27 protein-coding genes and 1 tRNA gene are annotated in these 24,673 nt (G+C 67.6%); 9 read left to right on the forward strand and 19 right to left on the reverse strand.

Annotation, left to right across the window (positions count from 1 at the left end):
- The first annotated feature begins 68 nt into the window (after positions 1–68).
- The 4 genes from ASC66_RS15535 to ASC66_RS15550 all read left to right on the forward strand — a co-directional run bounded on the left by ASC66_RS15535 (position 69) and on the right by ASC66_RS15550 (position 4,764).
- Complete coding sequence (locus ASC66_RS15535; RefSeq protein ID WP_055841520.1) at positions 69–635, forward strand: RDD family protein; 567 nt, start codon at positions 69–71, stop codon at positions 633–635.
- Between the two features lie 250 nt (positions 636–885).
- On the forward strand, positions 886–3,510 hold the full coding sequence (locus tag ASC66_RS15540; RefSeq protein WP_055841523.1) for a right-handed parallel beta-helix repeat-containing protein: 2,625 nt from the start codon (positions 886–888) through the stop codon (positions 3,508–3,510).
- A gap of 238 nt (positions 3,511–3,748) precedes the next feature.
- Positions 3,749–4,102 carry a Cd(II)/Pb(II)-sensing metalloregulatory transcriptional regulator CmtR gene (gene cmtR, locus ASC66_RS15545; protein ID WP_055841526.1) on the forward strand — a complete coding sequence of 118 codons (354 nt, stop codon included), beginning with the start codon at positions 3,749–3,751 and terminating at the stop codon, positions 4,100–4,102.
- On the forward strand, positions 4,099–4,764 hold the full coding sequence (locus ASC66_RS15550) for a cation efflux transmembrane domain-containing protein (protein ID WP_055841529.1): 666 nt from the start codon (positions 4,099–4,101) through the stop codon (positions 4,762–4,764). The genes cmtR and ASC66_RS15550 overlap by 4 nt, the downstream gene beginning before the upstream one ends.
- Before the next feature lie 130 nt (positions 4,765–4,894).
- Here ASC66_RS15550 and ASC66_RS15555 read toward each other — a convergent pair whose 3' ends face one another.
- Positions 4,895–5,680 (reverse strand): SDR family NAD(P)-dependent oxidoreductase, encoded by a 786-nt coding sequence (locus ASC66_RS15555; RefSeq protein WP_055841531.1) that lies wholly within the window; start codon positions 5,678–5,680, stop codon positions 4,895–4,897.
- Between the two features lie 108 nt (positions 5,681–5,788).
- Between ASC66_RS15555 and ASC66_RS15560 the strand changes: the two genes are divergently transcribed.
- Complete coding sequence (locus ASC66_RS15560) at positions 5,789–6,421, forward strand: TetR family transcriptional regulator (RefSeq protein WP_055841535.1); 633 nt, start codon at positions 5,789–5,791, stop codon at positions 6,419–6,421.
- 81 nt (positions 6,422–6,502) lie between these two features.
- Here ASC66_RS15560 and ASC66_RS15565 read toward each other — a convergent pair whose 3' ends face one another.
- The 4 genes from ASC66_RS15565 to ASC66_RS15580 are packed head-to-tail and all read right to left on the reverse strand — an operon-like array spanning position 6,503 to position 8,878.
- Complete coding sequence (locus tag ASC66_RS15565) at positions 6,503–7,267, reverse strand: ABC transporter permease (protein WP_055841538.1); 765 nt, start codon at positions 7,265–7,267, stop codon at positions 6,503–6,505.
- Positions 7,264–8,112, reverse strand: a complete 849-nt coding sequence (locus ASC66_RS15570) for an ABC transporter ATP-binding protein (protein ID WP_055841541.1) — start codon at positions 8,110–8,112, stop codon at positions 7,264–7,266. The genes ASC66_RS15565 and ASC66_RS15570 overlap by 4 nt, the downstream gene beginning before the upstream one ends.
- Positions 8,109–8,477, reverse strand: coding sequence for a DUF1048 domain-containing protein (locus ASC66_RS15575; protein ID WP_055841544.1), 369 nt, complete (start codon positions 8,475–8,477; stop codon positions 8,109–8,111). The genes ASC66_RS15570 and ASC66_RS15575 overlap by 4 nt, the downstream gene beginning before the upstream one ends.
- 2 nt (positions 8,478–8,479) lie before the next feature.
- Positions 8,480–8,878: a PadR family transcriptional regulator gene (locus ASC66_RS15580; RefSeq protein WP_082492383.1), complete on the reverse strand. Its 399-nt coding sequence runs from the start codon at positions 8,876–8,878 to the stop codon at positions 8,480–8,482.
- Positions 8,879–9,070: 192 nt separating this feature from the next.
- On the opposite strand from ASC66_RS15580, the gene ASC66_RS15585 reads away from it, so the two are divergent.
- A complete protein-coding gene (locus tag ASC66_RS15585; RefSeq protein ID WP_055841547.1) occupies positions 9,071–10,111 on the forward strand; it encodes an NAD(P)-dependent alcohol dehydrogenase in 1,041 nt (346 codons plus the stop codon).
- A 59-nt stretch (positions 10,112–10,170) separates the two neighbouring features.
- Here the strand turns inward: ASC66_RS15585 and ASC66_RS15590 are convergent, their stop codons facing one another.
- Complete coding sequence (locus tag ASC66_RS15590; protein WP_055841550.1) at positions 10,171–11,328, reverse strand: calcium:cation antiporter; 1,158 nt, start codon at positions 11,326–11,328, stop codon at positions 10,171–10,173.
- A gap of 303 nt (positions 11,329–11,631) precedes the next feature.
- On the opposite strand from ASC66_RS15590, the gene ASC66_RS15595 reads away from it, so the two are divergent.
- On the forward strand, positions 11,632–12,117 hold the full coding sequence (locus ASC66_RS15595; protein WP_082492384.1) for a universal stress protein: 486 nt from the start codon (positions 11,632–11,634) through the stop codon (positions 12,115–12,117).
- Positions 12,118–12,198: 81 nt separating this feature from the next.
- On the opposite strand, the gene ASC66_RS15600 is transcribed toward ASC66_RS15595, so the two are convergent.
- The 3 genes from ASC66_RS15600 to ASC66_RS15610 form a co-directional block, all read right to left on the reverse strand.
- Positions 12,199–12,900 (reverse strand): type 1 glutamine amidotransferase domain-containing protein, encoded by a 702-nt coding sequence (locus ASC66_RS15600; protein ID WP_055841556.1) that lies wholly within the window; start codon positions 12,898–12,900, stop codon positions 12,199–12,201.
- 101 nt (positions 12,901–13,001) lie between these two features.
- Positions 13,002–13,883, reverse strand: coding sequence for a LysR family transcriptional regulator (locus tag ASC66_RS15605; RefSeq protein WP_055841559.1), 882 nt, complete (start codon positions 13,881–13,883; stop codon positions 13,002–13,004).
- Positions 13,884–14,160: 277 nt separating this feature from the next.
- Positions 14,161–14,231: transfer RNA gene (locus ASC66_RS15610), tRNA-Gly, on the reverse strand.
- A 111-nt stretch (positions 14,232–14,342) separates the two neighbouring features.
- Between ASC66_RS15610 and ASC66_RS15615 the strand changes: the two genes are divergently transcribed.
- Together ASC66_RS15615 and dcd are read left to right on the forward strand one after the other, a co-directional pair.
- Positions 14,343–15,029: a hypothetical protein gene (locus ASC66_RS15615; RefSeq protein ID WP_235496954.1), complete on the forward strand. Its 687-nt coding sequence runs from the start codon at positions 14,343–14,345 to the stop codon at positions 15,027–15,029.
- Between the two features lie 9 nt (positions 15,030–15,038).
- Positions 15,039–15,644: a dCTP deaminase gene (gene dcd, locus ASC66_RS15620; RefSeq protein WP_055841562.1), complete on the forward strand. Its 606-nt coding sequence runs from the start codon at positions 15,039–15,041 to the stop codon at positions 15,642–15,644.
- 95 nt (positions 15,645–15,739) lie between these two features.
- Here the strand turns inward: dcd and ASC66_RS15625 are convergent, their stop codons facing one another.
- The 10 genes from ASC66_RS15625 to ASC66_RS15670 form a co-directional block, all read right to left on the reverse strand.
- Positions 15,740–16,498 carry an LPXTG cell wall anchor domain-containing protein gene (locus ASC66_RS15625; protein ID WP_055841565.1) on the reverse strand — a complete coding sequence of 253 codons (759 nt, stop codon included), beginning with the start codon at positions 16,496–16,498 and terminating at the stop codon, positions 15,740–15,742.
- A 32-nt stretch (positions 16,499–16,530) separates the two neighbouring features.
- Positions 16,531–17,517, reverse strand: coding sequence for a hypothetical protein (locus ASC66_RS18220; RefSeq protein ID WP_055841568.1), 987 nt, complete (start codon positions 17,515–17,517; stop codon positions 16,531–16,533).
- Positions 17,514–18,137 carry a hypothetical protein gene (locus ASC66_RS15635; protein WP_055841571.1) on the reverse strand — a complete coding sequence of 208 codons (624 nt, stop codon included), beginning with the start codon at positions 18,135–18,137 and terminating at the stop codon, positions 17,514–17,516. The genes ASC66_RS18220 and ASC66_RS15635 overlap by 4 nt, the downstream gene beginning before the upstream one ends.
- Positions 18,138–18,239: 102 nt before the next feature.
- The gene (locus tag ASC66_RS15640) at positions 18,240–18,854 is read right to left on the reverse strand and encodes an alternate-type signal peptide domain-containing protein (protein ID WP_055841574.1); all 615 of its coding nucleotides are present in this window, start codon (positions 18,852–18,854) and stop codon (positions 18,240–18,242) included.
- Between the two features lie 129 nt (positions 18,855–18,983).
- On the reverse strand, positions 18,984–19,580 hold the full coding sequence (locus ASC66_RS15645) for a signal peptidase I (protein WP_055841575.1): 597 nt from the start codon (positions 19,578–19,580) through the stop codon (positions 18,984–18,986).
- Positions 19,581–19,674: 94 nt separating this feature from the next.
- Positions 19,675–20,787, reverse strand: a complete 1,113-nt coding sequence (locus tag ASC66_RS15650) for a sensor histidine kinase (RefSeq protein WP_055841580.1) — start codon at positions 20,785–20,787, stop codon at positions 19,675–19,677.
- The gene (locus ASC66_RS15655) at positions 20,784–21,470 is read right to left on the reverse strand and encodes a response regulator transcription factor (RefSeq protein ID WP_055841583.1); all 687 of its coding nucleotides are present in this window, start codon (positions 21,468–21,470) and stop codon (positions 20,784–20,786) included. Before ASC66_RS15655 ends, ASC66_RS15650 begins: the two co-directional genes overlap by 4 nt.
- A gap of 78 nt (positions 21,471–21,548) precedes the next feature.
- Positions 21,549–22,775, reverse strand: coding sequence for an ABC transporter permease (locus ASC66_RS15660; protein ID WP_055841585.1), 1,227 nt, complete (start codon positions 22,773–22,775; stop codon positions 21,549–21,551).
- Complete coding sequence (locus ASC66_RS15665; protein WP_055841588.1) at positions 22,772–23,467, reverse strand: ABC transporter ATP-binding protein; 696 nt, start codon at positions 23,465–23,467, stop codon at positions 22,772–22,774. The genes ASC66_RS15660 and ASC66_RS15665 overlap by 4 nt, the downstream gene beginning before the upstream one ends.
- A complete protein-coding gene (locus ASC66_RS15670; protein ID WP_055841591.1) occupies positions 23,464–24,648 on the reverse strand; it encodes a peptidoglycan-binding protein in 1,185 nt (394 codons plus the stop codon). Before ASC66_RS15670 ends, ASC66_RS15665 begins: the two co-directional genes overlap by 4 nt.
- Positions 24,649–24,673: the final 25 nt, after the last annotated feature.

Here is a 24,673-nt window from a genome sequence, read left to right on the forward strand (position 1 = left end):
ATTAACGAGCATACGCCGCCGGAGCGGGGAGTCAAGACCACGGCAATCGCATCGAATAGACTCCCCGGATGGAGCCCCCCGTTCTGGCTCGTCCCGGCTTCGGCGCGCGAGCGCTGGCGCTGGTGGTCGACTACGGCCTGATTCTCGGGTACATGGCCGCCCTTGGCCTCATGACGATGATCGGCTTCCTCATCACCGGTGAACTCTTCAATTGGCTCTCGCTCGGTGTCGTCGGGGCCGAACTACTCGGATTCGGGGTGCTCGTGCTTCCCGTCGGCGTCTACCTCTTCCTGAGCGAGTCGTCAGCGCGGCAGGCCACCGTCGGCAAGCGCGCCCTGGGCCTGAGGGTTGTTGCGATGAGTGGGGAGCGGCCGTCGCGGCCGCGCATTCTCGTGCGCACCATCGTGAAGTTGGCACCGTGGGAGGTGGCTCACTTCTTCGTCTGGCACACGGTGGCGCTGGCATCCACCGGTGAAACAGCGTTCCCGGCGTGGCTGCTCGCCGGCCTCATCGTTGCCGACGTGCTTCCGCTCATCTACGTGCTCTGCGTGCTTCTGCAGAAGGATCGCCGAGGGCCGCACGACCTCGTTGCCGGAACTCGCGTCGTGTGGGAGGCGCCTGGCTCCGCCGCGTGAACCCGCCGCTACCGCCGCGACCAGTTCGCGGATGTGGGCTGCACATGTTCGCACAACCGAGCTGTTCAAGGCCGTTTGGCCGCCGCATCCGCGAACTGGCTGCGGGCATGGAGGCGACTCGAGTCGGCGGCCGCGGTGAGCCCCGAGTGGGGCACATCATCCTTGCTTAATAATCGATAATCGTTACTCTATTAACGATCAGCACCGCTGGTCAGTTTCACTCGCCGATGAAGTCGAAAGGATCGCCAGTATGGTCCCCGGATCACCTGCACTCCGAAGAACCCTCCCGATCACCCTCGCCGCCGCGCTCTTCGCGGCCGTGCTCTCGCCGATCGCGCCGGCATCCGCCGCTCCGGCCGGCTCACCATCCGAGATCTTCGTCTCGCCCGGCGGATCCAACGGCGGAGACGGAAGCGAGGCCGCACCCTTCCGCACGCTCGAGAAGGCACGGGCCGTCATCCGCTCGATGAATGCCAGCAATACGCTGCCGGACGGCGGCGTCACCGTCACCCTCCGCGCCGGCGACTACGAACGGGACTCCTCGTTCGAACTGCAGAAGCAGGACTCCGGCACGGAGGCCTCGCCCATCGTCTACCGGGCCTACCCCGGCGAGGACGTGCGCCTGCACGGTGGTCGGGTGCTCGATGGTGACGACTTCACCCCGGCCGGAACGGACGGCGCCGGCGCCCGCCTCAGCGAGGCCGCCCGCGCGAGCGTGATGCAGTACGACCTCGGAGCCGCCGGCGTCGAGGACCTCGGCGGGATCCTGCAGACCGGCTACGGCCTGCCGCCCGGCGAGGAGCCGGCCGAGATATTCTTCAACGGCGCGCCGATGACGCTCGCCCGGTACCCGGATACCGGATTCGTGAAGGTCGGCACGGTCACCGATGCGGGCGGAAACCCGCGGCAGGTGCTCGGCGGCAACGCCACGAGCCGCCCGCTCGACCCCGTGTATGACGACGGCGCCACCTTCGCATTCGCCGACGAGCGGCCCGAGAGCTGGGCGAGCGTCGACGGCGCCCAGATGTACGGCTACTGGTACTGGGACTGGGCCGACGGCAACCTCGCCATCGACTCGATCGACGCCGCGAACAACACGGTCAGCACGAAGAACGCCTCGCACTACACCGTGCGCTCCAACCAGCGGTACTACTACTACAACGTGCCGGAAGAGCTGGACGCACCGGGGGAGTACTACCTCGACCGTGACGCGAAGGTGCTCTACTTCAACCCGCCGGCCGCGCTTGCCGACACGACGATCGACCTCTCGCTGCTCACCGAGCCCGTCGTGCAGATCAACGGTGCGTCCCACGTCACCTTCAGCGGCATCCGCGTCGAGAACAGCCGCGGCGACGGCATCCGCATCTCCTCCGGCGACCACAACCGCATCGTTGACGCCACTCTGGCGAACCTCGGCGGTTGGGGCGCGCGCATCGAGGGCGGGGTCGACAACATCGTGCACAGCAGCGAGATCACGCGGACCGGTCACGGCGGCGTCTTCGTCGGCGGCGGTGACCGGCCGAGCCTGACCAGGGCCGACAATGCTGCGACCGAGAACACGATCCACGACTTCAGCCGCCTCGCGCTCACCTACAACCCGGGCATCATGCTGAGCGGCGTCGGCAACACGGCGGCCGACAACCACATCTTCAACGCCCCGCACCAGGCGATCGCCTTCGAGGGCAATGATCACATGATCGAGTACAACGAGGTCCACGACGTGGTGAAGGCCACGGCCGACTCCGGCGCCATCTACTCGGTGCGCAACTGGGGCTGGACCGGAACCGTCATCCGCTACAACTACATCCACGATGTCGGCGGCCCCACCGCCCCCGGCAACGACCAGGAGGGCATCTACCTCGACGACCTGACCTCGGGCATCACCGTCGTCGGCAACGTGCTGGTGAACGTGCCCCTCGCGTTCCTCATCGGCGGCGGCCGCTCCAACACGATCGAGAACAACCTCGTCGTCAACAGCGCGCGCGGCCTCTCGCTCGACGCGCGCGGCACGAACTGGGCGGCAGGCCACTGCGCGCCGGGCGGTGGCATGCAGCTCTCGCTCGAGGCGATGCCGTACAAGCAGGAACCGTGGGCGAGCCGCTACCCCTGGCTCGTCAACCTCATCGAGGACCAGCCCTGCATCCCGAAGAACAACTCGGTGCAGCGCAACGTGTTCAAGGACGGCGCCGCTCCGAGCATCGACCGACAGGCCGTGGCCACCGGAACGATCGCCGACAATTGGACGACGACCGACGACCTCCGCTTCGTCAACCAGGCCGACGGCGACCTCACCCTCTCGCCCGACTCGCCCGTCTTCACGAAGGTCCCCGGCTTCGAGGCACTGCCGTTCGAACGGATGCGCAAGTCGACCCAGGAGCCGCTCGAGATCGGCCTCAGCGGATGGTCCGGCATCGGGCACCCGAGCACCGTGCAGGTGCACAGCGGCAACAGCTCGCACGCGGTCGTCGCCGACCGGGAGATCCTGACGCACCGCTCCGAGGTGCGCTCGGAGGGAACGGTGACGGTGTGGTTCTGGGATGACGCGGCTGACGCCTCGCTCCAGGTCGCCGCGAATGCCTCGATGGGTGACACCGGCTCGCTGTTCCGCGCGCTCGGCGTCGTCACGAACACCTCCGCGACGAATTACGTCTACCGCACGGGCTCGGCGTTCGTCGCCACCACGGTGCCGCGTTCCACCGGCTGGCACCGCTTCGAGTGGGTGTACGGCGCGGATGACGGCCTCGAGATGAAGATCGACGGCACGACCGTCGCCACCCATGCCGCCAGCCCGAGCTTCGACCGGGTCCAGCTCGGCGACTGGTGGGCCGACAGCAAGCTGGGTCCGGTCTACTTCGACGACGTCAGCATCGACTGAGCCGAGGGGCGCCCTCGCCGAGGGGTGCCTCACCGAGCGGTGCGCACTGAGCGCAGGAAGGAGCGCCGCCGCCCGAGCCGACAGGCCGGGCGGCGGCGCTCAGCCGTTGGTGACGGGGAGTGGACGGCATCCGCCGCCCAGCTGCGCAACAGATCGAGGCACCCGGCGTTCCCCGCCGGGCGGTACCCCGTCTGAGCAACCATTGCCTCAGTACAGCACGCACTGTACTGTCGAAGGCGTGCCGACCACCTCCTCTCGCCTCGACGTCATGAACCGCTTGGGCCGTGCCATGGCCGACCCGACCCGGTCCCGCATCCTCATGTCATTGCTCGACGGCCCGCGCTACCCGGCCGATCTGGCCGAGGCACTGGCCCTCACTCGGCAGAACGTGTCGAACCATTTGACGTGCCTTCGGGACTGCGGAATCGTGACGGCAGAGTCCGAGGGCCGGCAGACCCGCTACGAGATCGCCGATCCGCACCTCACGCGCTCGCTCGGCGCCCTCGTCGACGTCGTTCTCGCCGTCGACGAGTCGGCGCCGTGTCAAGACGCAGGCTGCCCCGTACCCGGGTGCTGCGAGGCAATCGGATGACGGCGACGGATCGCACAGCGCCCGCGCCGGAGCGAAGGGCGCTGCTCCACCGCCGCATCCGCTGGGTCGTCGGCATCACCATCGGCTACAACCTCATCGAGGCCGCCGTCTCAATCGTGGCCGGGTCCGCGGCGTCATCGGCCGCCCTCATTGGCTTCGGGCTTGACTCCCTCGTCGAGGTACTCTCGGCGGCCGCGGTCGCCTGGCAGTTCTCCCGCAGCGATCCCGAGCGCTACGAGAAGGCAACGCTGCGCGTCATCGCGTTCGCCTTCTTCGCGCTCGCCGCCTACGTCAGCGTCAGCGCGGTGCTCTCCCTCACTGGAGCCGTTGAGGCGCAGCACAGCCCGCTCGGCATTGCCATCACCGCGATCAGTGTCGTCGTCATGCCGTTTCTCTCCTGGTTCGAGCGGCGAACCGGCCGCGAGCTCGGCTCCGCGACGGCGGTGGCCGACTCCAAGCAGACGCTGCTCTGCACCTATCTCTCGGCCGCCGTTCTGATCGGCCTGCTGCTCAACTCGACGCTCGGCTGGAGCTGGGCCGACCCGATCGCTGCACTCGTCATCGCCGGCTTCGCCGTGCGCGAGGGCATCGAGGCGTGGCGGGGCGACACGTGCGCAACCCCGGTTGGGATGCTCCTGGAGGGCGACGAGTCCACGACGTAGGCTCCGGGCCGCGCCCAGACGTCAGCGACGCGGGAATACAAGGCATCGACTGAACACCCTCCCGGTCGCCGCGTGCGCGGTGCGGGTGCACGCACCGGCCGTCCGCGGCAACCGAGAGGGAGTAGTGCGACTAGAAGTGCGTGCCGCCGTCGATCCGCACCTCGGTGCCGGTGACGAAGGCGCCGTCCTCGCTGGCGAGCATGGCGACGACGCCGGCGACGGCCTCGGGGCCGGCGAAACCCTGCTTGATGGCCGGGGCGAGCTTCATGAACAGGCTGAAGTCGGCGTCATCCGGCAGGCCGGGGCCCTGGCTCTGCTTGCTCTCGCCGCTGCCGTCGGTCATGCCGGAGGAGATCGAGCCGGGCTGGACCGAGTTGAAGCGGATGCCCTGCTTGGCGTACTCGGCGGCGAGGGCGTGTGTCATCGACTGCACGCCGCCCTTGCTGGCCGCGTAGGCGGCCATATAGGGGTGGGCGAAGTCGGCCGAGGTCGAGCTGAAATTGACGACCGCGGATCCATTGCCCTCGATCAGTGCCGGGATCGCCTCGCGGATCATGAGGAAGGTGCCGACGAGGTTCACGGAGATCACCTGCTGGAACTGGTCGAGTGTGGTCGAGTGCGTGTGTGATGACCGCAGGATGCCGGCGGCATTCACGAGCACATCGAGCCCGCCGAGCGCCTCGACGGCGGTTGCGACCGCAGTGTGCACCGACTCCTCGTCGGCGATGTTCACCACGACGGTGGTGAGGCGGTCGGCGGCGTCGCCGGCCTTGGCCACGGTGTCGGCGAGACCGGCGGCGCTGACGTCGGCGGCGACGACGCTGCCACCCTCTGCGAGCAGGCGGAGCACGGTGGCCTGGCCGATGCCCGAGCCACCTCCGGTGACGATGGCGCGGCGTCCGGTGTAGCGGTTCATATCGTGTGACCTTTCAATCGAGGGTATTCTTACACGTTACGCCGAAGTGGCACGTCATGCCACTATCGCAGCGGATGCACAGCTGTCACAAAGGCGTACGCTCCTCATATGGAATCCAGAGCGCCGAGCCTGACCGAACGCCGCAAAGCGGTGACTCAGCTCGAGATCGCCAGGGCCGCGGCCCGCTTGTTCGCCGATCGGGGGGCCGACGCGGTGACCGCCGAGGAGATCGCCCGGCAAGCGGGGGTCGCCGTGCGCACCTTCTACCGCTACTTCCGCACCAAGGAGGACGCCGTCGCCCCGCTGCTCACTGTCGGAGCCGGCCATTGGCGCGCGCTCTTGGCGGCGGCAGATCCCCGGGAGGAGCTGCTCGACGCGTTGGAGCGCACGATCACCGAGGTGCTCACGCCGAAGAGCGACGCCGACCTCGAGAGTCTCCGCTGGACGCTCGGATTGCTCCGTGCCGCGACCGCTGACCCGGCACTGCAGTTCGTGTGGTTCCGCGTCAACGGGGAATCGGAGGCGCAGCTGCGCGAGATCGTCGCGACCCTCGCCGGGCCGGAGGCCGAGCCCTATGCCGTACGCCTGATCGCGGCGGCGGCCACGGACGCCCTCCGCGTCGCGCTCGAGGCGTGCGCCGCCGACGAGTCGTTCTCTGATCCCGGGGCTCCGGCCGCCCTCGCCTCGCGGGCGCTCCGCGAGCTCACCGCCGGCGTGGAGCTCTACCCCGTCGACGCCTGAGCCGGTCACGGCTTCCACGACGAAACCGCCCGCACCCCGAGAGGGGAGCGGGCGGCATCCGTCGCGCGGTCAGGGCACGGTTCAGCTGATCTTGCGCTTGTAGATCCTGATCGCGAAGGCGTAGGCGACGACGAGGATGCCGACGAGCCAGGCGAGGGCGATCCAGATCTCGCTGCCGACGGGCTGCTCGGAGAACAGCGCGCGGATCGTGTTCACGATCGAGGTCACCGGCTGGTTCTCGGCGAACCAGGCGACCGGGGCCGGCATCGTGTCGGTCGGGACGAACGCCGAGCTGATGAACGGCAGGAAGATCAGCGGGTAGCTGAACGCGCTCGCGCCGTCGACCGTCTTAGCCGAGAGCCCGGCGATCACGGCGAGCCAGGTCAGCGCGAGGGTGAACAGGATCAGGATGCCGGCGACCGCGAGCCAGGCCCACAGCGATGCGCCGGTGCGGAAGCCCATGATCAGCGCAACACCGATGACGATCGCGACCGAGACCAGGTTCGAGACGAGGGAGGTGAGCACGTGCGCCCAGAGCACGCTCGAGCGCGCGATCGGCATCGATTGGAAGCGTTCGAAGATGCCGCCCTGCATGTCGAGGAACAGCCGGTACGCGGTGTACGCGATGCCGGAGGCGATCGTGATGAGCAGGATGCCGGGGAGCATGTAGTCGATGTACGACTCGTCGGATCCGGTGTTGATCGCCCCGCCCAGTACATAGGTGAACAGCAGCATCAGCGCGATCGGGGTGACCGCGGTGGTGATGATGGTGTCTGGACTGCGGAGGATGTGGGTCAGCGACCGGCCGGTGAGGACCCGGGTGTCGCTGAGGACGTTGGTGGTCATCGTGGTTCCTTTCCTGCTCGGACGCCGCCGGCGGCGGTGTCGCTGGTGCTGGCCTCGGCGTCATCCGCATCGCCTTCGCCCGTGTCGCCGACGAGGGCGAGGAAGACATCTTCGAGGGATGGCTGCTTCTCGACGTATTCGACCGTGGCGGGCGGGAGGAGCTGCTTGAGCTCGGCGAGGGTGCCGTTCTGGATGATCGTGCCCTTGTGCAGGATCGCGATCCGGTCCGCCAACTGCTCGGCCTCGTCGAGGTACTGCGTCGTGAGCAGCACCGTGGTGCCGCCGGCGGCGAGCTTCCGCACCGTCTGCCACACCTCGATGCGCGCCTGCGGGTCGAGCCCCGTCGTCGGCTCGTCGAGGAAGATGACGGGCGGGTTGCCGATCAGGCTCATCGCGATGTCGAGGCGGCGCCGCATGCCGCCCGAGTAGGTCGCCGCCTTGCGGCCACCCGCCTCGGTGAGCGAGAAGCGGTCCAGCAGCTCGTCGGCGATCGTGCCCGGGTTCTTCAGGTGGCGCAGCTTGGCGATCAGCACCAGGTTCTCGCGGCCGGAGAGCACCTCGTCGACCGCGGCGAACTGGCCGGTGAGGCTGATCGACTCCCGCACGTCGCCGGGTGTGGCCGCAACGTCGAAGCCGTGCACCGAGGCGCTGCCGGCATCCGCCTTCAGCAGCGTCGAGAGGATTCGCACCACGGTGGTCTTGCCCGCGCCGTTGGAGCCGAGCAGCGCGAAGATGCTGCCCTTCTGCACGTCGAAGTCGACGCCCCTGAGCACGTGCAGATCCTTGAAGGACTTGTGGATGCCCCGCACCCGGATCACGGAGTCGGTGGTTTGCGTGTCGGTCATTTCTCCGTCTCCCGTTCCGCGTCGTCGATCGCCTTGGTCAGGCGGGCGCGCTCCTTGTCGATCCACTGCTTGCCGCTGTAGGCCTCCGCGAAGGTCTCGGCGAACGCGACTGGGTCGTCGCCGACGATGTCGCGCAGCGGTGTGCCGTCAATGGCGGCGCGCTCCCACAGGTCGGCGAGGTCGCCGAGCATCTGCATGAGGGTGTCGCCGTCGGTGATGCCGCCGTAGTACATGAAGTACCGGTGCATCGCCTTCGCCGCGCTCCCGTAGGGCTCGGGCAGGGCGTCGATGCGGGCCTTGTCCTGCTTGTACTGCTTCTTCTGTTCGAGCGACCCGGTGAGGGTCTCGATCCACTTTGCGACCATGGTCATTCTCCTTCGTGCTGCGGGTTGTCGATGGTGTTGGTGTCGATGCGACTGGCGTCAATCTGGCTGGTTTCGATCTGACGGTGGAGCTGGGCGAGCCGTTCTGCGAGGAAGTCCCAGGACTTCCAGAACTCGTCGAGGTACTCGCCGCCCAGTGCGTTCAGTGAATACACCTTGCGCGGCGGCCCCTTCTCCGATGGGACTTTCTCCACATCGACGAGGCCGCGCTGTTCAATCCTGATCAACAGGGCGTAGACGGTGCCTTCGACGATGTCGGAAAAGCCCTGTTCTTCGCGCAGTCGCGCGGTGATCTCGTAGCCGTAGGCCGGTTGAACGGCCAGCGTTGCGAGAACGATGCCCTCGAGTGTGCCCTTGAGCATCTCGGTCATCTGCTTTCCCATGGAGCCCCTCCCTTCTGCTACTCAGTGATGTTGACTACCGGTACATAGTAAGCACGAGTACCGGTAGATAGCAACACTGAATAGTGAAAAGTTTTGGAAATCCTGCGCGACGATAGAAGGATCGCGCTCGAGGCGGTCACACGATCCCCGATCGCAGTGACACCTCGCCCCACCGCTCACGCTTGGAGAACCATGGTCACCGCCACTGCCTACGCAGCACCGTCCGCAACCGAGCCACTCGTGCCGACCACGATCGAGCGCCGCGCGGTAGGCCCCCGCGATGTGCTCATCGAGGTCCGATTCGCCGGCATCTGCCACTCCGACATCCACACCGTGCGCGGGGACTGGGGACCGCAGGCGTTCCCCCTCACGCCAGGCCACGAGATCGCCGGGGTCGTCGTCGAGGTCGGTGCGGCCGTCACCCGGCATTCGGTCGGAGATCGTGTCGGCGTCGGCTGCATGGTCAACTCCTGCCGGGAGTGCGCCAACTGCCTGGCGGGAAATGAGCAGTACTGCGTCGCCGGGTTCACGGGAACCTACGGCGCCGTCGACCGCGACGGGTCCATCACCCAGGGCGGGTACTCCAGCCACGTCGTGGTCGTCGAGGACTTCGTCGTCGGCATCCCGGCCGGCCTCGAGCTCGACGTCGCCGCGCCTCTGCTCTGCGCGGGCGTCACCACCTACTCGCCGCTGCGCCACTGGGGCGCCGGCCCCGGCAAGAAGGTCGCCATTGTCGGGCTCGGCGGCCTCGGGCACATGGGCGTCAAGATCGCCCACGCGCTCGGAGCAGAGGTCACCGTGCTCTCCCAGACGCTGAAGAAGCAGGCGGATGCGCTCGATTTGGGTGCCGACCACTTCTTCGCCACCAACGACGCGCAGACCTTCGCCGAATTGGCCGGGTCGTTCGACCTCATCATCAACACGGTCAGCGCCGTGGTCGACATCGACGCCTACCTGCGCCTGCTCGCTCTCGACGGCGTGCTCGTCAACGTCGGTGCCCCGGCCGAGCCGCTCTCCGTCAACGTGTTCTCGCTGATCTCGACCAGGCGGGCGCTCGCCGGGTCGACGATCGGCGGCATCCGCGAGACGCAGGAGATGCTCGACTTCTGCGCCGAGCACAACATCGGCTCTGAGATCGAGGTCATCTCCGCCGAGCAGATCAACGAGGCCTACGAGCGCGTTCTGGCGTCGGACGTCCGCTACCGCTTCGTCATCGACGCCTCGACCATCTGATCGTGCCGCGCGGCGACGTCCGTCGCGGCTGAGAACGGCGTCGTGGGTGGCGAAACCGGCTAGGAGAAGACGGCGATCCCGTACACGGCGAAGACCACGAGGTGGGCTGCGCCGTGCGTTGCGGTCACCTTCTTGCCGGCGAAGGTCGTCACCGAGAGCAGCAGTGTGACACCGAGGAGCAGCAGGTTGATCGGGGATTCCGCCAGCACGACGGCCTGACCCGTGAGAAGGCCGATGACGAGGACGGCGGGGATTGTCAGGCCGACGGTGGAGACCAGAGCGCCGTGGCAGAGATTGATCACCCGCTGAATCTCCCCCTGGAGCGCCGCACGCACCGACGTGATCGACTCCGGCAGGAACACGATCATGGCGATCAGGATGCCGGAGAGCGCGACCGGGGCGCCGACGCGCTCGAGTCCGTCATCCAGCAGCGTCGCCATGTCGTGTGAGAGCAGCACGATCGGCAAGACGGTCACGACGAGCACCGCCATGCGCAGCAGTACCTCGGGGCGATGTTCCGCGATGACGGCGCGCACGCTCTGGTGCTCAGACGCCGGCCTGCCGCCGGCGCGCGCGTGCTGGCCGGCCGCGAGGCCCGGATCCTCGCGGAAGTCGCCCGCCTGCTTGCCCATCTGGCGGACGAGGAAGAAGCCGTAGAGGGCGAGGGTGAGCACGATGATCGGGATCTCCTGCGCCGGCGTGTACGAGCCGTTGCTCCCGATCACGGCAGGGAGCGCGAACGCCAGAGCGGAGAGCACGACGAGGAGGGCGAGATAGACAGAGGTGCCCGTCCGGTTGTGCCGGAGTGCCCCGTGCCTGATGCCGCCGACGAGGAGGGAGAGCCCGATCACCGCGTTGAGGATGATCATCGACACCGCCATCACCGAATCCCGGGCGATGGTGGTGTGCTCGCCAGGGCCGAGCATGACCGCAGAAATGAGCACAACCTCGATGAGCACGATCGACAGCGTGAGCACGAGCGACCCGTAGGGGTCGCCCAGCCGCTGGGCGAGATGCTCGGCCTCGTGGACCACGCCGAAGGCACAGACCAGGATGACACCGACGATGAGCAGCAGCGCCGTGATCAGCAGCCATGCCGGCACGGGCGGCTCAAGCAGCGGCCCGGCAAACAGGAGTCCGAGAACCGCCCCCCAGCCGACGGCGATGCGCACGATGGCCGCGGGCGTGAGAACGGATCGGGCGGTGAAGGAAACCACGGGTGAACCCACTTTCAGGGCCGGGCCGACGGGTTCTCAGCTCAGCGCGGGCCGAGGCGAACGGGCGAGACGGAACAGGATGCAGGCTTTCGATTCGCTGCGTTCATGGCCACAGGCTAGCCGATGGAATCAATGCGGTGAAAGGAACCGTCGGTTCTGAGACTGGAGGCGACGGCGGCCGCGTGCACCAGGCACCCCGTCCTTTCTCTGCGCTGAAGGGGATCTAGCTGGCGAGAGTGCGATGTGATTCACTGGGGCGACGAGCGGCACTGGGAAATATCCTGAGACGATTGCTGGTGGGGAATGACTGATTCATCCGGGCTCTTGAGCGGCGGTCCAATCGTTGTGGGGATCGAACCAGGATTGCCGCCCAGCATCGTCGCGGCCGCGGAACAGCTCGGCCTCGCGTTCGATTGCGAGGTGCTCTTCGCCTATGTCGAGCTCAACAGCGCAATCGTTGAGCTGGACTCGGCACGCACACGAACCGCATCGTCTCTCAAGCCAGAAATGGACGACGAGATGACGGGCATCGCTGCGGAGCTCGCTGGCTACCTGAAATCAACGCTTGACGGTTCGGGGGTGCGCTGGACGTTCCACGTGCTCGCCGGTGACCCCGCAAGCGCATTGTCCCGACTGGCTGCCACCACGGGCGCGAGGATGTTCGTCGTTGGGACGCGTCGCCATGGCGCGATGCGACGACTGGAGGAATTCGTATCGGGCTCCATTGCGAAGGAGCTCGCGATGGGGCAGGAGCGCCCGGTGCTGCTGGTGCCGATGTCTGATCGCTGAGCCCGCGAACGTGAATCCGGACGGTCGGTTCAGATCGGCTCCGGCTCCTTGTGGGATCACCGGGCGCTGCGCGTGCGCTCGCTACTCGCTGAGCGCGGCGATCAGTTCGAGAGCGACCGCAGCGCTCGACTGCGGGTTCTGACCGCTGATGAGATTCCGATCCCGCACGACGTGGCTCGACCAGGCGGTGCCGTGTTCGACGATTGCGCCTCGCTCGGAGAGTACAGACGCGACAAGCCACGGTGCGTTCTCGCCAAGCCCTCCGGCGCGTTCCTCCTCGTCGGAGAACACGGTGAGTCGCCGACCAGCGAAAGCGAATGCGCCCTCCGAGTCGACCGCGCTCAGAAGGCCGGCCGGCCCGTGGCAGAACGGTGTGATCAGGATGCCGGCATCATTTGCCGCGACGAGAACGGCGCCAAGCGCTGCGTCCGTGGCGAGGTCGGCCATGGGGCCGTGGCCCCCGGGGAGCACGACCGCTTCGTAATTGGCGACCACGACCTCGTCCAGCGGCAGAGGGGTCGCGAGTTCTCCCTCGATCGAAGCGATGTAGGCAATGAACTCGTCGATCTGCCCGTGGTCTCCGACGACCTGAACCGAGAGTGAACCGGGATCGACGGTCGGGTGGATGCCACCGGGCGTCGCGACCCTGACGGTGTGGCCGGCCCGAATGAGATCCCTGTGCGCGACCACGAGTTCTTCGGCCCAGAAGCCGGTCGCGTGCTCCGTGCCATCGGCGAGCGTGAGAGAGCCGGCCGCAGTGACGACCATGAGTATGTGAGCCATGTTGATGAACCTTTCGACCCATCAAGTCTCGTCATCGGTGACCTCCGAGGTGATCGGAAAGCCGATGCCGGCCATCAGAAAACCGATGTCCGGCACCCGGGTCAGCGGATGACGCGGCTCAGCTCGCCCAGAAGCGCGCGCAGACGCGGCGAACGGGCGGCTTCGCCATTGCGCACCGCGAGGTAAACCGTGTTCAACGGAGCAATCTCGGGGGTGTGCAACTGCACGAGCGCCCCTGACGCGAGATCCTCGGCCACGAGGTAGTGAGGCAGCACCGACATCCCTGCGCCTGCGAGCAGCGCCGAACGGATCCCACGCAGGTCGGGAACGACTGCCGCAAGGGTCACGTCCTCGGGCCGACGTCCAAAGACCGAGCGCCAGTACCGTCGAATGATCGGGAGATTCCCGGCGTACGCGATGACGGGAATCTGGGACCAATCTTCGGAGGGGGCATCGGCCCACACCGGCGCCGCGACGAGCAGGAATTCCTCGTCGTAAAGCGGGGTCGATCCGAGCCCGCTGAGCTGCGGTGCCACGGCGCTGACCACAACGTCGAGGGCACCCGTTCGGAGTGACTCGAGCAGTTCCTCGGCGAGACCGAACGTGAACCACAGCGGCACACCCACCGACTCGCGGAGCTCCCCCAGTCTGGGGATCACCATCGTCCCGAGCAGCTCTGCCGGCCCTCCGATGTGCAATGCCGCGGGCCTGGCTGCGTTCGTCGCAGAGAGCGCGGCGATGTCATCGAGTGCGTCAATGTGGGTGGCGAGCTCCGAGACGAGCTCGGTGGCCCTGGCGGTCGCCGTTACGCCCGTCCGACCCCTCGTGAAGAGCGGAAACCCGAACGTGGCCTCGAGCGACTGGATATGCGTCGAAACCGTCGCCTGCGAGACACCAAGCAGATGTGCCGCTTCAGTCAGCGAGCCTGCCCGGTAGACGGTCACGAAGGTTCGGAGGTGCTCAAGGTTGTGGGTCTCACGCATGAGTGATCCCTGCCGGCCAGGCCAACGTCCGCGTTCGTGCATGTGGAGAGTGAGTCGGTCGCGCAATCAGCACCAGGTTCAGCCCCCTCAATTCAGCCATGCAGTTCCGCAATGATCGGCGAGAGAGTCGGCATGAGGTCATTCTAGATTCAGCCGTAGCGAATCAACCCGAGCACCGCATCCTCGCCGTAGAGACGCGAGACGGGGCGCCACCGCCGTGTGCTGGACGCGTTCGCGCCTGAAAGCGGCGGTTGCTGATGCTCTACGTCATGAAGAGAGCGGATGACGGGAATCGAACCCGCGCTATCAGCTTGGGAAGCTGAAGTTCTGCCATTGAACTACATCCGCGTGCGGCATCCGAGCTCGGATGCGCGTGATCATCATGCTAGCAAGTGATCGGGCCGGGACACGCGCGAACGAAGCTGTACAGCTCGGGTGATTTCGCGTTAGCGTGCCTCTGTGAGCGAGACGGCGGTGCCAGGGCAGAGCGGAGCCACTTCGCAGAGGAGATGGGGGCGCGGAGCCGAGCGCAGCCTGCGGCTGCGCCGCGAGTCGTGGGGATTCGCGATCGGCTCGATTCTGTTCGCGCTGGGGGCGTGGCCCGGCTACGCATCGGCCGTCGGCGTGGTCGCGGACAACATCACATATTTCGTCGGCTCACTGTTCTTCACGGTGGCCGCGTTGGTCCAGCTGACGCTCACCGGGCGTCCGCTGCCGCACCGTGGCTCAACGGGCGCGGAGCAATTCGACTGGTACTCGGCGGCGATCCAGTTCATCGGCACGCTCCTGTTCAATGTCAGCACCTTCGCGGCCCTGTTGCAGAGCACCGGCGCCGACATCGATGTGCGGCACGTCTGGCGACCCGATCTCTTCGGCTCCATTGCCTTCCTCATCGCCAGCGCGCTCGCGGTCGTCGCAACGACGGGTCGCGAGTCGCTCTGGGACCCGAACGCGCGCAGCTGGTGGTCGACCTGGTCGGGCATGGCCGGCTCGATCGCCTTCGGTGTCTCGGCGCTCGCGGCCGTCGTCGTGCCGTCATCCGGCACCGTCGTGAACGCAGCGCTCGCCAATCTCGGCACGTTCATCGGGGCGCTCTGCTTCCTTGCCGCGGCGCTGCTCGCGCTTCCGCAGCGGCGACCGCGTTAAGCTTGCTCCGTGCTTCTCTCAGACCGCGACATCAAGGCCAACCTCGACGCCGAGCGCATCCGCATGGAGCCCTTCGCGCCCGAGATGATCCAGCCCTCGAGCATCGACGTGCGCCTGGACCGCTACTTCCGGCTGTTCGACAACCACAAGTACCCGTTCATCGACCCGGCCGAAGACCAGCCGGAGCTCACCCACCTCATCGAGGTCGAGCCCGACGAGCCCTTCATCTTGCACCCGGGCGAGTTCGTGCTCGGCTCCACCTTCGAACTGGTGAGCCTGCCTGATGACATCGCCGCCCGTCTGGAGGGAAAGAGCTCGCTCGGCCGCCTCGGCCTGCTCACCCACTCGACGGCCGGTTTCATCGACCCCGGCTTCAGCGGTCACGTCACGCTGGAGCTCAGCAATGTCGCCACGCTGCCGATCAAGCTATGGCCCGGCATGAAGATCGGCCAGATGTGCTTCTTCCAGCTGTCCTCACCCTCGGAGAAGCCGTACGGCTCGGCCGAGTACAGCTCGCGCTACCAGGGCCAGCGCGGCCCGACGGCGTCGCGCTCGTTCCAGAACTTCCACCGCAGCGAGGTCGCCGACACGACGGCAGGCAGCCTCGGCGGCTGAGACGCACGCTGGTCGCACTCGTGTGCGGCCCGCTTAATGTGCACGGGCCCGGGATTTCCCCCGGGCCTGTGCACATTGAGCGGGCCCCGACGGGCTCAGTCGCCCGAGATCGTGCGGCGCCGCCGCCGTGCGGCGAGGACTGTTGCGAATCCCGCGCCGAGCAGCGCCGCTGCCCACGCCACGTTCGCGCCGGTCTCCGTGCCCGTCGACGCGAGAGCGCTCGGGTCGCCGCCGGCGCCCGAGCTTCCGCCGTCGCCACCGCCGGAATCCCCGCCGCCCGGCACGCTGGGGCAGGGAGCCGGCGCTTCGCCGACGACGGTCTCCATGTCCGAGACCGTCACGACGAGCTGGAACGGGAGATCCCGCAGTTGGGACGTGTTCGTCGAGTCGAAGGGCAGCTGCACCCTGACACCGATGTCGTGGCTGCCGGGGGAGAGCTCGTCGACGACGCGCAGGGGTTCCGCGGAATTGAGGAGGGCACTGAGCGGCAGCGTCACCGCCCGGCTCGATCCCGTCAGGGTGATCTGAATCTCGCCCTCGAGTGCGGGGTCGAGGGCGGCGGCGCCCCTGGCCCGCACGGCGCGTAGCTCGAGCGGGCCGGTGATGTCGCGCCCCGTCGTCACCACGAAGTCGCCGTCGAGGTTGGCGCCGGGCACGATCAGCTCGTCGGCGAACAGCGCCGAAGACGTGATCGGGCTGCCGTCCGTGTAGCTGACCGACCATACATGGTCACATTCGCTTGCCGCCCAAGCGGTAGCGGTTCCGCCGGGCGCGAGAGCGCTGAGCGCCCCGACCAGGATCCCGCCGGTGATGGCTGCGGCGGTCGCTCCCGCCGCCCTGCCGCGTCGTGTCATCAGCGTGCCCCCTGTCTCATTCACTGGCCGGTTCACAGCAACACGATTTCTGCGAGGAGGTCGCTCGGCGGGGTCGTTCCCGACCACTGGATGACGACCCACTGCATCACGTTGCCATCGGTGCTCGCCAGCGCGGTGGCGTCGCTCGTGCTCGGCACCAGGGTGGTGGCGGTGGCCGAGACGATGCTGTTGCTGTTGGGATTGCCGTTGGCGTTCAAACCTGAGGCGGATCCCCAATCGGAACCGCCGCCGGGGGTGTTCAGGGCAAACGTTGCGGCGCTGTAAGTGGCCGAGGGGGTCGTCGTCCAGTTGTTCGCCACAAAGGCACTGGGGGCGGCAACCGCGGTGAAGTCCGGCGCACAGGCTCGGTTGTGGCAGTCGGCCGGGGCGGCAGCGGGGGATGCGCTGGTGCGGGATCCGCTGACCAACCAGCTGAAGCGGCGGGCCTCAAGGTTTGAGACCGTTGTGCCGCCTGAGCTGGTGCTTTGGCCCCAACGGGCGAGCTTCTGGATCTCGCTTCCGCGGCCGGCCGTCAGGCTGAGGCGGGATGACGGCGCGACGGCTCCGCCGTTGGCGAAGGTGGTCGCCCCGGTGTTGGCCGTCGAGTTCGACCAGGCCGTGATGCGCAGATTGAACGCGGGGATTGTGGTGGAGCAGGTGCGGAGCTTCACCGCGAGGGTGCGCGCGGTGGTGCCGTCTCCGCCCCACGCCGCGTTGTTCGCGACCGGGATGATGGCCATGCGGATCGCGGCGCCGTCTGCGCCCGTCGTCTCCGGGATGTCAGAGAGTCGGATGATCCGCGGGTTCGCGGCCGGGTCGGGGGTCGCGCACCAGTCGCCGACGCCGGGGGTGACGGCGGCGCCGGCCGCGGTGGTCGTCCAGTACGCGCCCGTGACGCCGCTCGGGATCAGCAGTGCGGCCGCGGCCGTCGCGGCCGCGGCCAGCAGCAGGCGGAGCGTGCGCTTCGGGTGTGCTGCGCGCGGCGCGGCATCCGCCGGGTGAGAAGAGGAGAGGGTCATGATGCCACCGGAACCTGGGTCAGCGTGAACGTCGGGGTGAAGGTGAACAGCGCGACGGCATCGGCCGCTGCGCTGCGGCTGTTGATCAACTCGGCCGCCGAGCCGACGGGGATCGCGAAGCGCACCACGACTGTGTGCGGTGCGTCCGGCGCGAAGACGAGTGCCTGTTCCGGCAGGGCGACGGTGCCATCGCCGCTCGGCATCGAACCGGCCGGCACCACGATGATCTCGGGCTGGCCGTCGATCGAGACGGACACCTGCAGCCTGGTCCGCAGCGCCGAGTAGCGCGGCTCGACGGGGGTGGTGAACGCCAGTGAGGCGCTCAGCCGGGCCGTGGCCCGTGCGGTTCCGGTATTTGTGATCGCGTAGCTGTAGCTCTGGCGCTGGACGCCGGGGATGATGCCCGTGCTGCCGGGGCGGACAACGACGCCAGCCGGGGCGGTGCCGTAGACCTCGTTCGCGGCGGTCGGATTGCCGACGGCCATGCTCAGCGAGCCGGACTGGATGACGGTTGCCTGCCCTGCGGCGGAATCCGTGAGCGAGGCGAGCGAGCCCTGTGCTCCGAGCAGTAGCACGGCGGCCAGACCGGCGGCCAGTGCGAGAGTGAGTGGGGTTTTCATCGACGACCTCTGCTTCATCGTGGTGCAGGGAGGGAGATGCGGATGCCGCCGAGTGAGGTCGCAGGTGGGTAAGGCGCTACGACCCCGCTCGGCTGCGACCGGTTACGGTGCTGGGGTCAGCGGAACCTGCGTCAGCGTGTAGTCGGCCTGGAAGGCGACGTCGCCGAGCTTCGCGTCATTGAACTGGCCGGCGGTGCCCCAGGGGAAGACGACCGCGATCTCGACAGCGACGGTGCCGTCGGTGACGGACGCCGGGGTGAGGTTCATCGAGGAGACTCCGGTGCCAACGGCGGTGCCGTTGATCTTGGTGACGGTCACGCCGCCGCCCTGCAGCGCAGCCAGCAGAGCGGAGTCGGCGGCGCTTGGGGTGCCGCCGACCGAGAGGGCGTCGACATCGACGGCCAGAACGGCTTCAAGGTTCTTGCCGACGAGGGTGACCGGGATCTCGACCGTTGTGGTCAGAACGTCGCCGGGCACGATCAGGTCGGATGCCGCATCGAAGGCGACGGCGGCCTGGGCGGTGGTGCCGGCTACGACCTGCTGGATCAACCAGTTCTGCTCGGTCGAGGCGACGGTGCCGAGGTCGAGCTGACCGGACTGGATCTCGACCTGGGGGCCCTCGGAGGAGTCGGTCCAGAATGCGAGTGAACCTGCTCCGCCGACGAGCAGCGCTGCTCCGACGGTGCCGGCGATGGCGGCCTTGGTGATTTTCTTCATTTCGGGTGTCCTGCCGTGAGTAGGGTCAGTGGGTCGGACGTGAACCACAGGACGCCATAGTCGCAACGGCAGGGATGCTCAATGTGGGAACTGAGCAAAAATTAGGAAGAAGCTGAGCGGGCTGCCCCGCTAATGGGTTACTTTCTTGCGTCTGAACAGCAAAGAAGCGCCCAAATACACGGCGTAGGCGAGCAGCAGTCCACCGAGGATTCGCACCGCGATTCCCTTGCTCACATCGTCGATCAGGCTGGTCGCGAAACCGACCATCGGCACGTGGTACCAGACGACGCCCTTGACCTGCTCCTCGCGCACAGACACGACATCCGGTGCCTCGTTGGCGTCGCCCCGGGTCACCAGACGGGTCTCCCCGTCGACGAGCTCGGTGCCGACGACCCGGTGCGTGACCACCATGGGCTTGCCCGATTCGATCTGGTACGTGATCACATCACCCTGGCGGATCTGATCGAAGGGGAGCGGCTTGACGACGACGATCGTGCCGGGCGGCATGTCAGGTTTCATCGATCCGGTGAGGATCGTGTACGGAGAGGCGCCCGCGATGCGCGGCACGACGACGAGCGCGGTGATCGCGACGGCGCTCACCACCAGCACGACCCAGGTGAGCACCGTGGCGACGACCCGGAGCCAGCGCGGCACACGATTGAATCGTTTCACAACGCCGCCGCCGTCGGTATTGTCGGCGGCGGGGGACTCCAGCGTCTCGCTCATGCCGTCAGACTAGTGCCGGAAGTGCAGCTTGGGCTCAGCCGCGCGCGTCTGCCGGCGGAGTCGCTTCGCTCGTCGGCCTCCCTGACGCACGCGCTCAGCGCTGCGCGGCGAAATCCACACGCACGAGCAAGCCCCCGAGCGGGCTCTGCTCGATGTGCACAGCGGCGCCGTGCGCCGTCGCGATTGTGGCGACCAACGCGAGGCCCAGGCCTGTGCCCGATGTTCCGCTCGCGACACGGGATGACCCGCGCACGAACGGCTCGGTGAGTGTCGGAATGATGCGAGGGTCGACTCCAGTGCCCGTGTTCTCGACGATCACCGCCACCCCGCATGCGGTGCTCTCGACGGCGAGGTTCACTCGGGCATCAGAGGGGCGATTGTGACGGATCCCGTTCTGCAACAGGTTGACGATGAGCTGGGTGAGCAGCACGGCATCTCCGTCGACGAAGCAGGGGTCAACGGCGGTGCTGATGATGACGCCGGATGCGTCCGCTTCCGTGCGCACGGCATCCGCGGCCTTGGCGACGATCGCCGACAGATCGACCCGGCCAACGAGCTGTGCGCTGGCCTCGACGCGCGCCAGCTGAAGCAGCGCGTCGACAAGGTTCTGGCTGCGCCGGTTTGTGATCTCAAGCCGCTGCACGAGTTCGTCGTAGTCTGTGCCCTCGGGGTCTTGCTCTGCGACCTCGAGCAGCGTGCGGATCACCGCGATCGGGGTGCGCAGCTCGTGCGAGGCGTTCGACGCGAATCGTCGTTGCGAGTCGACGGTGTGCTCAACGCGATCGAGCATGCCATCGAAGGCCTCGGCCAATTCGAAGTACTCGGTCGGAGCCCCGCGCAGGGCGATTCGATGGGTCAAGTCCCCGGCGGCGACGGCTCGCACACCGGCCTGAATCTGCTTGAGCGGGCGCAACAGCCAACCGGACAGAAGCCAGCCGCCGACGACTCCGACCACGACGAAGAAGAGCATTGCGTAGCCGACGGTCGGGGCGAGCACGCCGATGAGGTCCGAGCGGTCGGGCACGAAGTCGCCGCTCCCGGTCAGCTGGATGGCTTCGTCGGGAACGAAACGGAGCACGGCGAACGCCGCGAGCAGCAGCGTGGCGCCGGCCAGCACGAGGAATCCCGCGAATGCGGCTGTCATGCGGAATCGTGCGCTGTGCACGAAGCGTTGCAGGCGCCGCCACCGCTCGGTGTCCTCGATCACGAGCCCTGCGCTACTGGTGCCGCCGGCGCTGCGAGGCGGTAGCCGACCCCTGGGACGGTGTCGATGACCCATGGCTCGCCGAGCCGTTTGCGCAGACCCGAGATGGTGATGCGCACGGCGTTCGTGAACGGATCCGCGTTCTCATCCCAGGCGCGCTCAAGCAGTGCTTCTGCGCTGATCACGCCCCCGTTCGCCTCGGCCAACACCTGCAGCACCGCGAATTGCTTGCGGCTGAGTGAGACGTAGCGGCCGTCGCGGTAGACCTCGCGGCGGAACGGGTCGATCGTGAGTCCGTATACCTCGATCACGGGCGGCCGGGGAGTCTCCGACCGCCGCGAGAGCGCTCGCAGCCGCACGACGAGCTCGCGCATGGCAAAGGGCTTGGTGAGGTAGTCGTCCGCGCCCAGCTCGAAGCCCTGCACCTTCTCGTCGAGCTGGTCGGCTGCGGTGAGCATGAGAATGCGGGTTCGCATGCCGGTGGCCGTGAGATGCCGGGCGATGTCGTCGCCCGACGGGCCCGGGATGTCGCGGTCGAGCACGACGGCGTCGTAGTCGTTGAGCTCGAGCATCTCGAGTGCGGTGTCGCCGTCTCCGGCGATGTCGGCGGCGAACGCCTCGAGCCGTAGCCCGGCGCGCACGGCGTCAGCGAGGAACGGTTCGTCTTCAACTATCAGCACACGCATTATTGCTCCAGTGTAGGTAGCGGCACATATCGTGCGCGTATGGATTTCCGTCCGCGCCGAGCAGCGCTGAGCTCGGCACTAGCTGCTCAGTGCCGCGGTCGGCGGCGTGCGTGCAGCCCGGATCGCCGGGTAGAGCCCCGCCAAACCTCCGATGGCCAGCGTCGCCCCGACCCCGGCCGCGAGCACAGTCAGGGGAATGACCGGCACCCAGCCGTTCGCCAGCGCGATCGCGGCGCTCGCCCCGGAGCCGAGCAGCACGCCGGCGATACCGCCGAGTGCGGAGAGCAGCAGTGCCTCGGCCAGGAATTGCAGGCGGATATGGCGTCTGGTCGCGCCGAGGGCGCGGCGCAGGCCGATCTCACGGCGGCGCTCCAAGACAGAGATCACCATGGTGTTCGCGACCCCGATGCCGCCGACGAGCAATGCAATCGAGCCGAGGGCGAGCAGCAACCCGGTGAAGGCCTCGTCGGCGGCGTTCCGTGCCGTGAGCGCGTCTGACGGTCGTGAGACGGCGACCGATCCGGGGCTCGACGGCTGAATCGACGGGGCGATGAGCTTCTGCACCGAACGCACCGCAGCGTCATCCGAGCGCTCATAGAGGCGGGTCGGTGAATCGTCATACGCCAATGACTTCTGCGCGTATGGGATGCCGACGAGCGCCGCCGAGTCGAGCTCCGCGGCGAGGCCCACCGGTTCAAGAATGCCGACAACCGTGGTGGTGTGGCCCCCGAGCCAGATCAGGGAACCCGGCTCGGAGATACCCAGCCGCTGCGCCGCCGTCGCACCGAGCACCGCGGCCGGCAGCGTCGCCGTTGCCGCGTTGAGCCAGGTGCCCGTGCGCAGCGTCGCGCCGACCACGTCGTACAGGGCGAGTTCGGTGGCGTTCACCGAGAGACCGGCGGTCAGGGACTCATCGATGGCCGAGTTGCGAAACACGTGCACGCCGCGCAGCTCCGCCAACGACGCCGCCGATTCGACGCCGTCGATGCGTTCGACCCTGGCGGAGACATCCGTCGGAAACGGGAGACGCTCTCGTCCCGAGGTCTCCGCGACCGTTGCGGTGAGCATGTTCGTGCCCAGCGCAGCCAGTTGCGAGTTCAGACGCTCCTGGCCGGATGTGGAGATTCCCACGACGGCGATCATCGCGGCGATGCCGATGGCGATCCCCAGAGCGGAGAGTGCGGCGCGGCTCGGTCGTGCTCGGAGGCCGGCGGACCCGAGATGGGCGACATCGGCGGCACGGAGCCGCGAACGCAATGGGGACGCCGCCGGTCGGCCGGTCGGGCGCGCGGGGATGCGGCTCATGCGCTGTCCCCGACGAGCGTGCGGCTGTCGGACGTGATGACGCCGTCGCGGATGGCGATCTGCCGGGGCAGCCGTGCGGCCAGCTCGGAGTCGTGGGTGATGACGACAACGGTCGTCCCTCCCGCGTTCAGGCTGTGCAGCAACTCGATGATGCTCTCACCGGAACCGGAGTCCAGGTTGCCGGTCGGCTCATCGGCGAGCAGCAGCGGCGGATTGCCGACAACCGCGCGGGCGATCGCCACGCGCTGGCGTTCACCGCCAGACATCTGATTGGGCTTGTGGTCGAGCCGGTGCCCAAGACCCACGCGCACAAGGGCCGCGCGAGCACGCTCGCGGCGTTCGCGACGCGGCGTTCCGGTGTAGAGGAGGCCGTCCGCGACGTTGTCGACGGCTCCGATACCCTCACTCAGATGGAACTGCTGAAACACGAAGCCGATGCGGTGAGCACGCACTGCGGAGAGTTCCGCGTCGCTGAGGCGATGCACATCGGCGCCGTCGAAGAACGCCTGACCGGTACTCGGCCGGTCGAGGGTTCCGATGATGTTGAGCATGGTCGATTTGCCCGATCCGCTGGGTCCGACGATGGCGATGAACTCGCCGCTGTCGATCGTGAGGGTGACGTTGGAGAGGGCGTGAACAGGCGGAGAGCCGTAGCTTCTGCCGATGCCGTCGAGCTGCACGAGATTGCTCATCGTGTTGGCACCACGACCTGCAGGCCCTCGCTGATTCCGGCACCGGAGATCTCGACCCTGCCGGAGCCGAACGCCCCTGTGGTCACGGGAATCCTCTCCATGGGCTTCTCCGGGTCGTCAGTCGCGACCTCGACCGCGAAGGAGGTGTCGTCGATCGCGAGGAGCGCCTCGACGGGGACGGTGAGGGCATCGGCGCTCAAGGTGCTCGAGAAACGCACCGTCACGCTGGCACGGTCGAACTCGGCGGCCGCGGCCGGATCGGCCAGACGGATCATCACGGGGAGCACAACGCTCTTCGGGGCGCTCGGGTCTGGGCCGGCCTGCTCGGTGGGCGCGCCGACGGTGGCCACCACCCCCGGGGTCTCTGCGCCGGTTGGCAGCATGATGGTGACCGGGGCTTCGGGCGTGGCGAGCTGCTGGTCGCTCAGCTTGAGGTGCAGGCTCACGCTCTTCTCATTCGAGGAGATCACGTACAACTCGGCGCCCTCGCCAACCGTCGCCCCGACGACGCTCTTGTGCTCCGCGATCCGGATGTCAGCCGTGGAGAACACGATCATCGAGCGCTCAATCGTGCCGGTCTGCTCGACCCCGAGCGATTTCTGCCAGGACCTGATTGCCCGAGCGGTCAGCGCGGTGAACTCGGTGTCGACGTCGCCACTGAAGAGGCCGAAAGCCGCGAGATTCGCTTCGAGCTGTCGAACGTCGTCGCCCGGCGACATGCCCGATTCGAATGTGCGCCAGGCAGGGATCGGGCCGGAGAGCAGCACCACGGGACTGGTGTTCACCGTGTAGAGCGCGCTTCCGGCGCTCACCGATGTGCCGACGGGCAGCAGGCTGGTGACGACACCGGATGGACCGGACGCCAGCGCACGCTGCGCGGAGTACTGCAGCGTGCCTGCGGCATTCGTTTCGACGACGACGCTCCCCTTCGTGACCGCCGTCTCGGAGACGGCCGTGCCCTCTCGTGTGGGGGTGGCCGATGCACCGTTCTGCTGCCAGAGCAGGGCGGCAAGCCCGCCGGCCAATAGAAGCAGTGCCGTCGCGCTCACGGCACCGAGCACCGTGCGCCGCCGAGGGCGCCGCCGTTCGTGACTCGCCGCCCTCTGCGTCTCGTCTTCACGGCCGGGGTCTGGCTCGGCGTCGAGAGCATCGCTCTCGTAGCTGCTGGGGATGTCGTTCACTAGGGGGCTGCTTTCGTCCGCGTGG

This window comes from Leifsonia sp. Root4, assembly GCF_001425085.1.
In the GTDB taxonomy this organism is placed as follows: Bacteria; Actinomycetota; Actinomycetes; order Actinomycetales; family Microbacteriaceae; genus Microterricola.

Bases quoted from the DNA above. Each gene is read 5' to 3' on its own strand.
- ASC66_RS15665 (WP_055841588.1), bottom strand. From the start codon at position 23,467: ATGAGCAATCTCGTGCAGCTCGACGGCATCGGCAGAAGCTACGGCTCT.
- ASC66_RS15655 (WP_055841583.1), bottom strand. From the start codon at position 21,470: ATGCGTGTGCTGATAGTTGAAGACGAACCGTTCCTCGCTGACGCCGTG.
- ASC66_RS15595 (WP_082492384.1), top strand. From the start codon at position 11,632: ATGACTGATTCATCCGGGCTCTTGAGCGGCGGTCCAATCGTTGTGGGG.
- ASC66_RS15640 (WP_055841574.1), bottom strand. From the start codon at position 18,854: ATGAAGAAAATCACCAAGGCCGCCATCGCCGGCACCGTCGGAGCAGCG.
- ASC66_RS15635 (WP_055841571.1), bottom strand. From the start codon at position 18,137: ATGAAAACCCCACTCACTCTCGCACTGGCCGCCGGTCTGGCCGCCGTG.
- ASC66_RS15535 (WP_055841520.1), top strand. From the start codon at position 69: ATGGAGCCCCCCGTTCTGGCTCGTCCCGGCTTCGGCGCGCGAGCGCTG.
- ASC66_RS15605 (WP_055841559.1), bottom strand. From the start codon at position 13,883: ATGCGTGAGACCCACAACCTTGAGCACCTCCGAACCTTCGTGACCGTC.
- ASC66_RS15550 (WP_055841529.1), top strand. From the start codon at position 4,099: ATGACGGCGACGGATCGCACAGCGCCCGCGCCGGAGCGAAGGGCGCTG.
- ASC66_RS15570 (WP_055841541.1), bottom strand. From the start codon at position 8,112: ATGACCGACACGCAAACCACCGACTCCGTGATCCGGGTGCGGGGCATC.
- ASC66_RS15555 (WP_055841531.1), bottom strand. From the start codon at position 5,680: ATGAACCGCTACACCGGACGCCGCGCCATCGTCACCGGAGGTGGCTCG.
- ASC66_RS15560 (WP_055841535.1), top strand. From the start codon at position 5,789: ATGGAATCCAGAGCGCCGAGCCTGACCGAACGCCGCAAAGCGGTGACT.
- ASC66_RS15540 (WP_055841523.1), top strand. From the start codon at position 886: ATGGTCCCCGGATCACCTGCACTCCGAAGAACCCTCCCGATCACCCTC.
- ASC66_RS15660 (WP_055841585.1), bottom strand. From the start codon at position 22,775: ATGAGCCGCATCCCCGCGCGCCCGACCGGCCGACCGGCGGCGTCCCCA.
- ASC66_RS18220 (WP_055841568.1), bottom strand. From the start codon at position 17,517: ATGACCCTCTCCTCTTCTCACCCGGCGGATGCCGCGCCGCGCGCAGCA.
- ASC66_RS15625 (WP_055841565.1), bottom strand. From the start codon at position 16,498: ATGACACGACGCGGCAGGGCGGCGGGAGCGACCGCCGCAGCCATCACC.
- ASC66_RS15645 (WP_055841575.1), bottom strand. From the start codon at position 19,580: ATGAGCGAGACGCTGGAGTCCCCCGCCGCCGACAATACCGACGGCGGC.
- ASC66_RS15575 (WP_055841544.1), bottom strand. From the start codon at position 8,477: ATGGTCGCAAAGTGGATCGAGACCCTCACCGGGTCGCTCGAACAGAAG.
- ASC66_RS15580 (WP_082492383.1), bottom strand. From the start codon at position 8,878: ATGGGAAAGCAGATGACCGAGATGCTCAAGGGCACACTCGAGGGCATC.
- ASC66_RS15565 (WP_055841538.1), bottom strand. From the start codon at position 7,267: ATGACCACCAACGTCCTCAGCGACACCCGGGTCCTCACCGGCCGGTCG.
- ASC66_RS15585 (WP_055841547.1), top strand. From the start codon at position 9,071: ATGGTCACCGCCACTGCCTACGCAGCACCGTCCGCAACCGAGCCACTC.
- ASC66_RS15600 (WP_055841556.1), bottom strand. From the start codon at position 12,900: ATGGCTCACATACTCATGGTCGTCACTGCGGCCGGCTCTCTCACGCTC.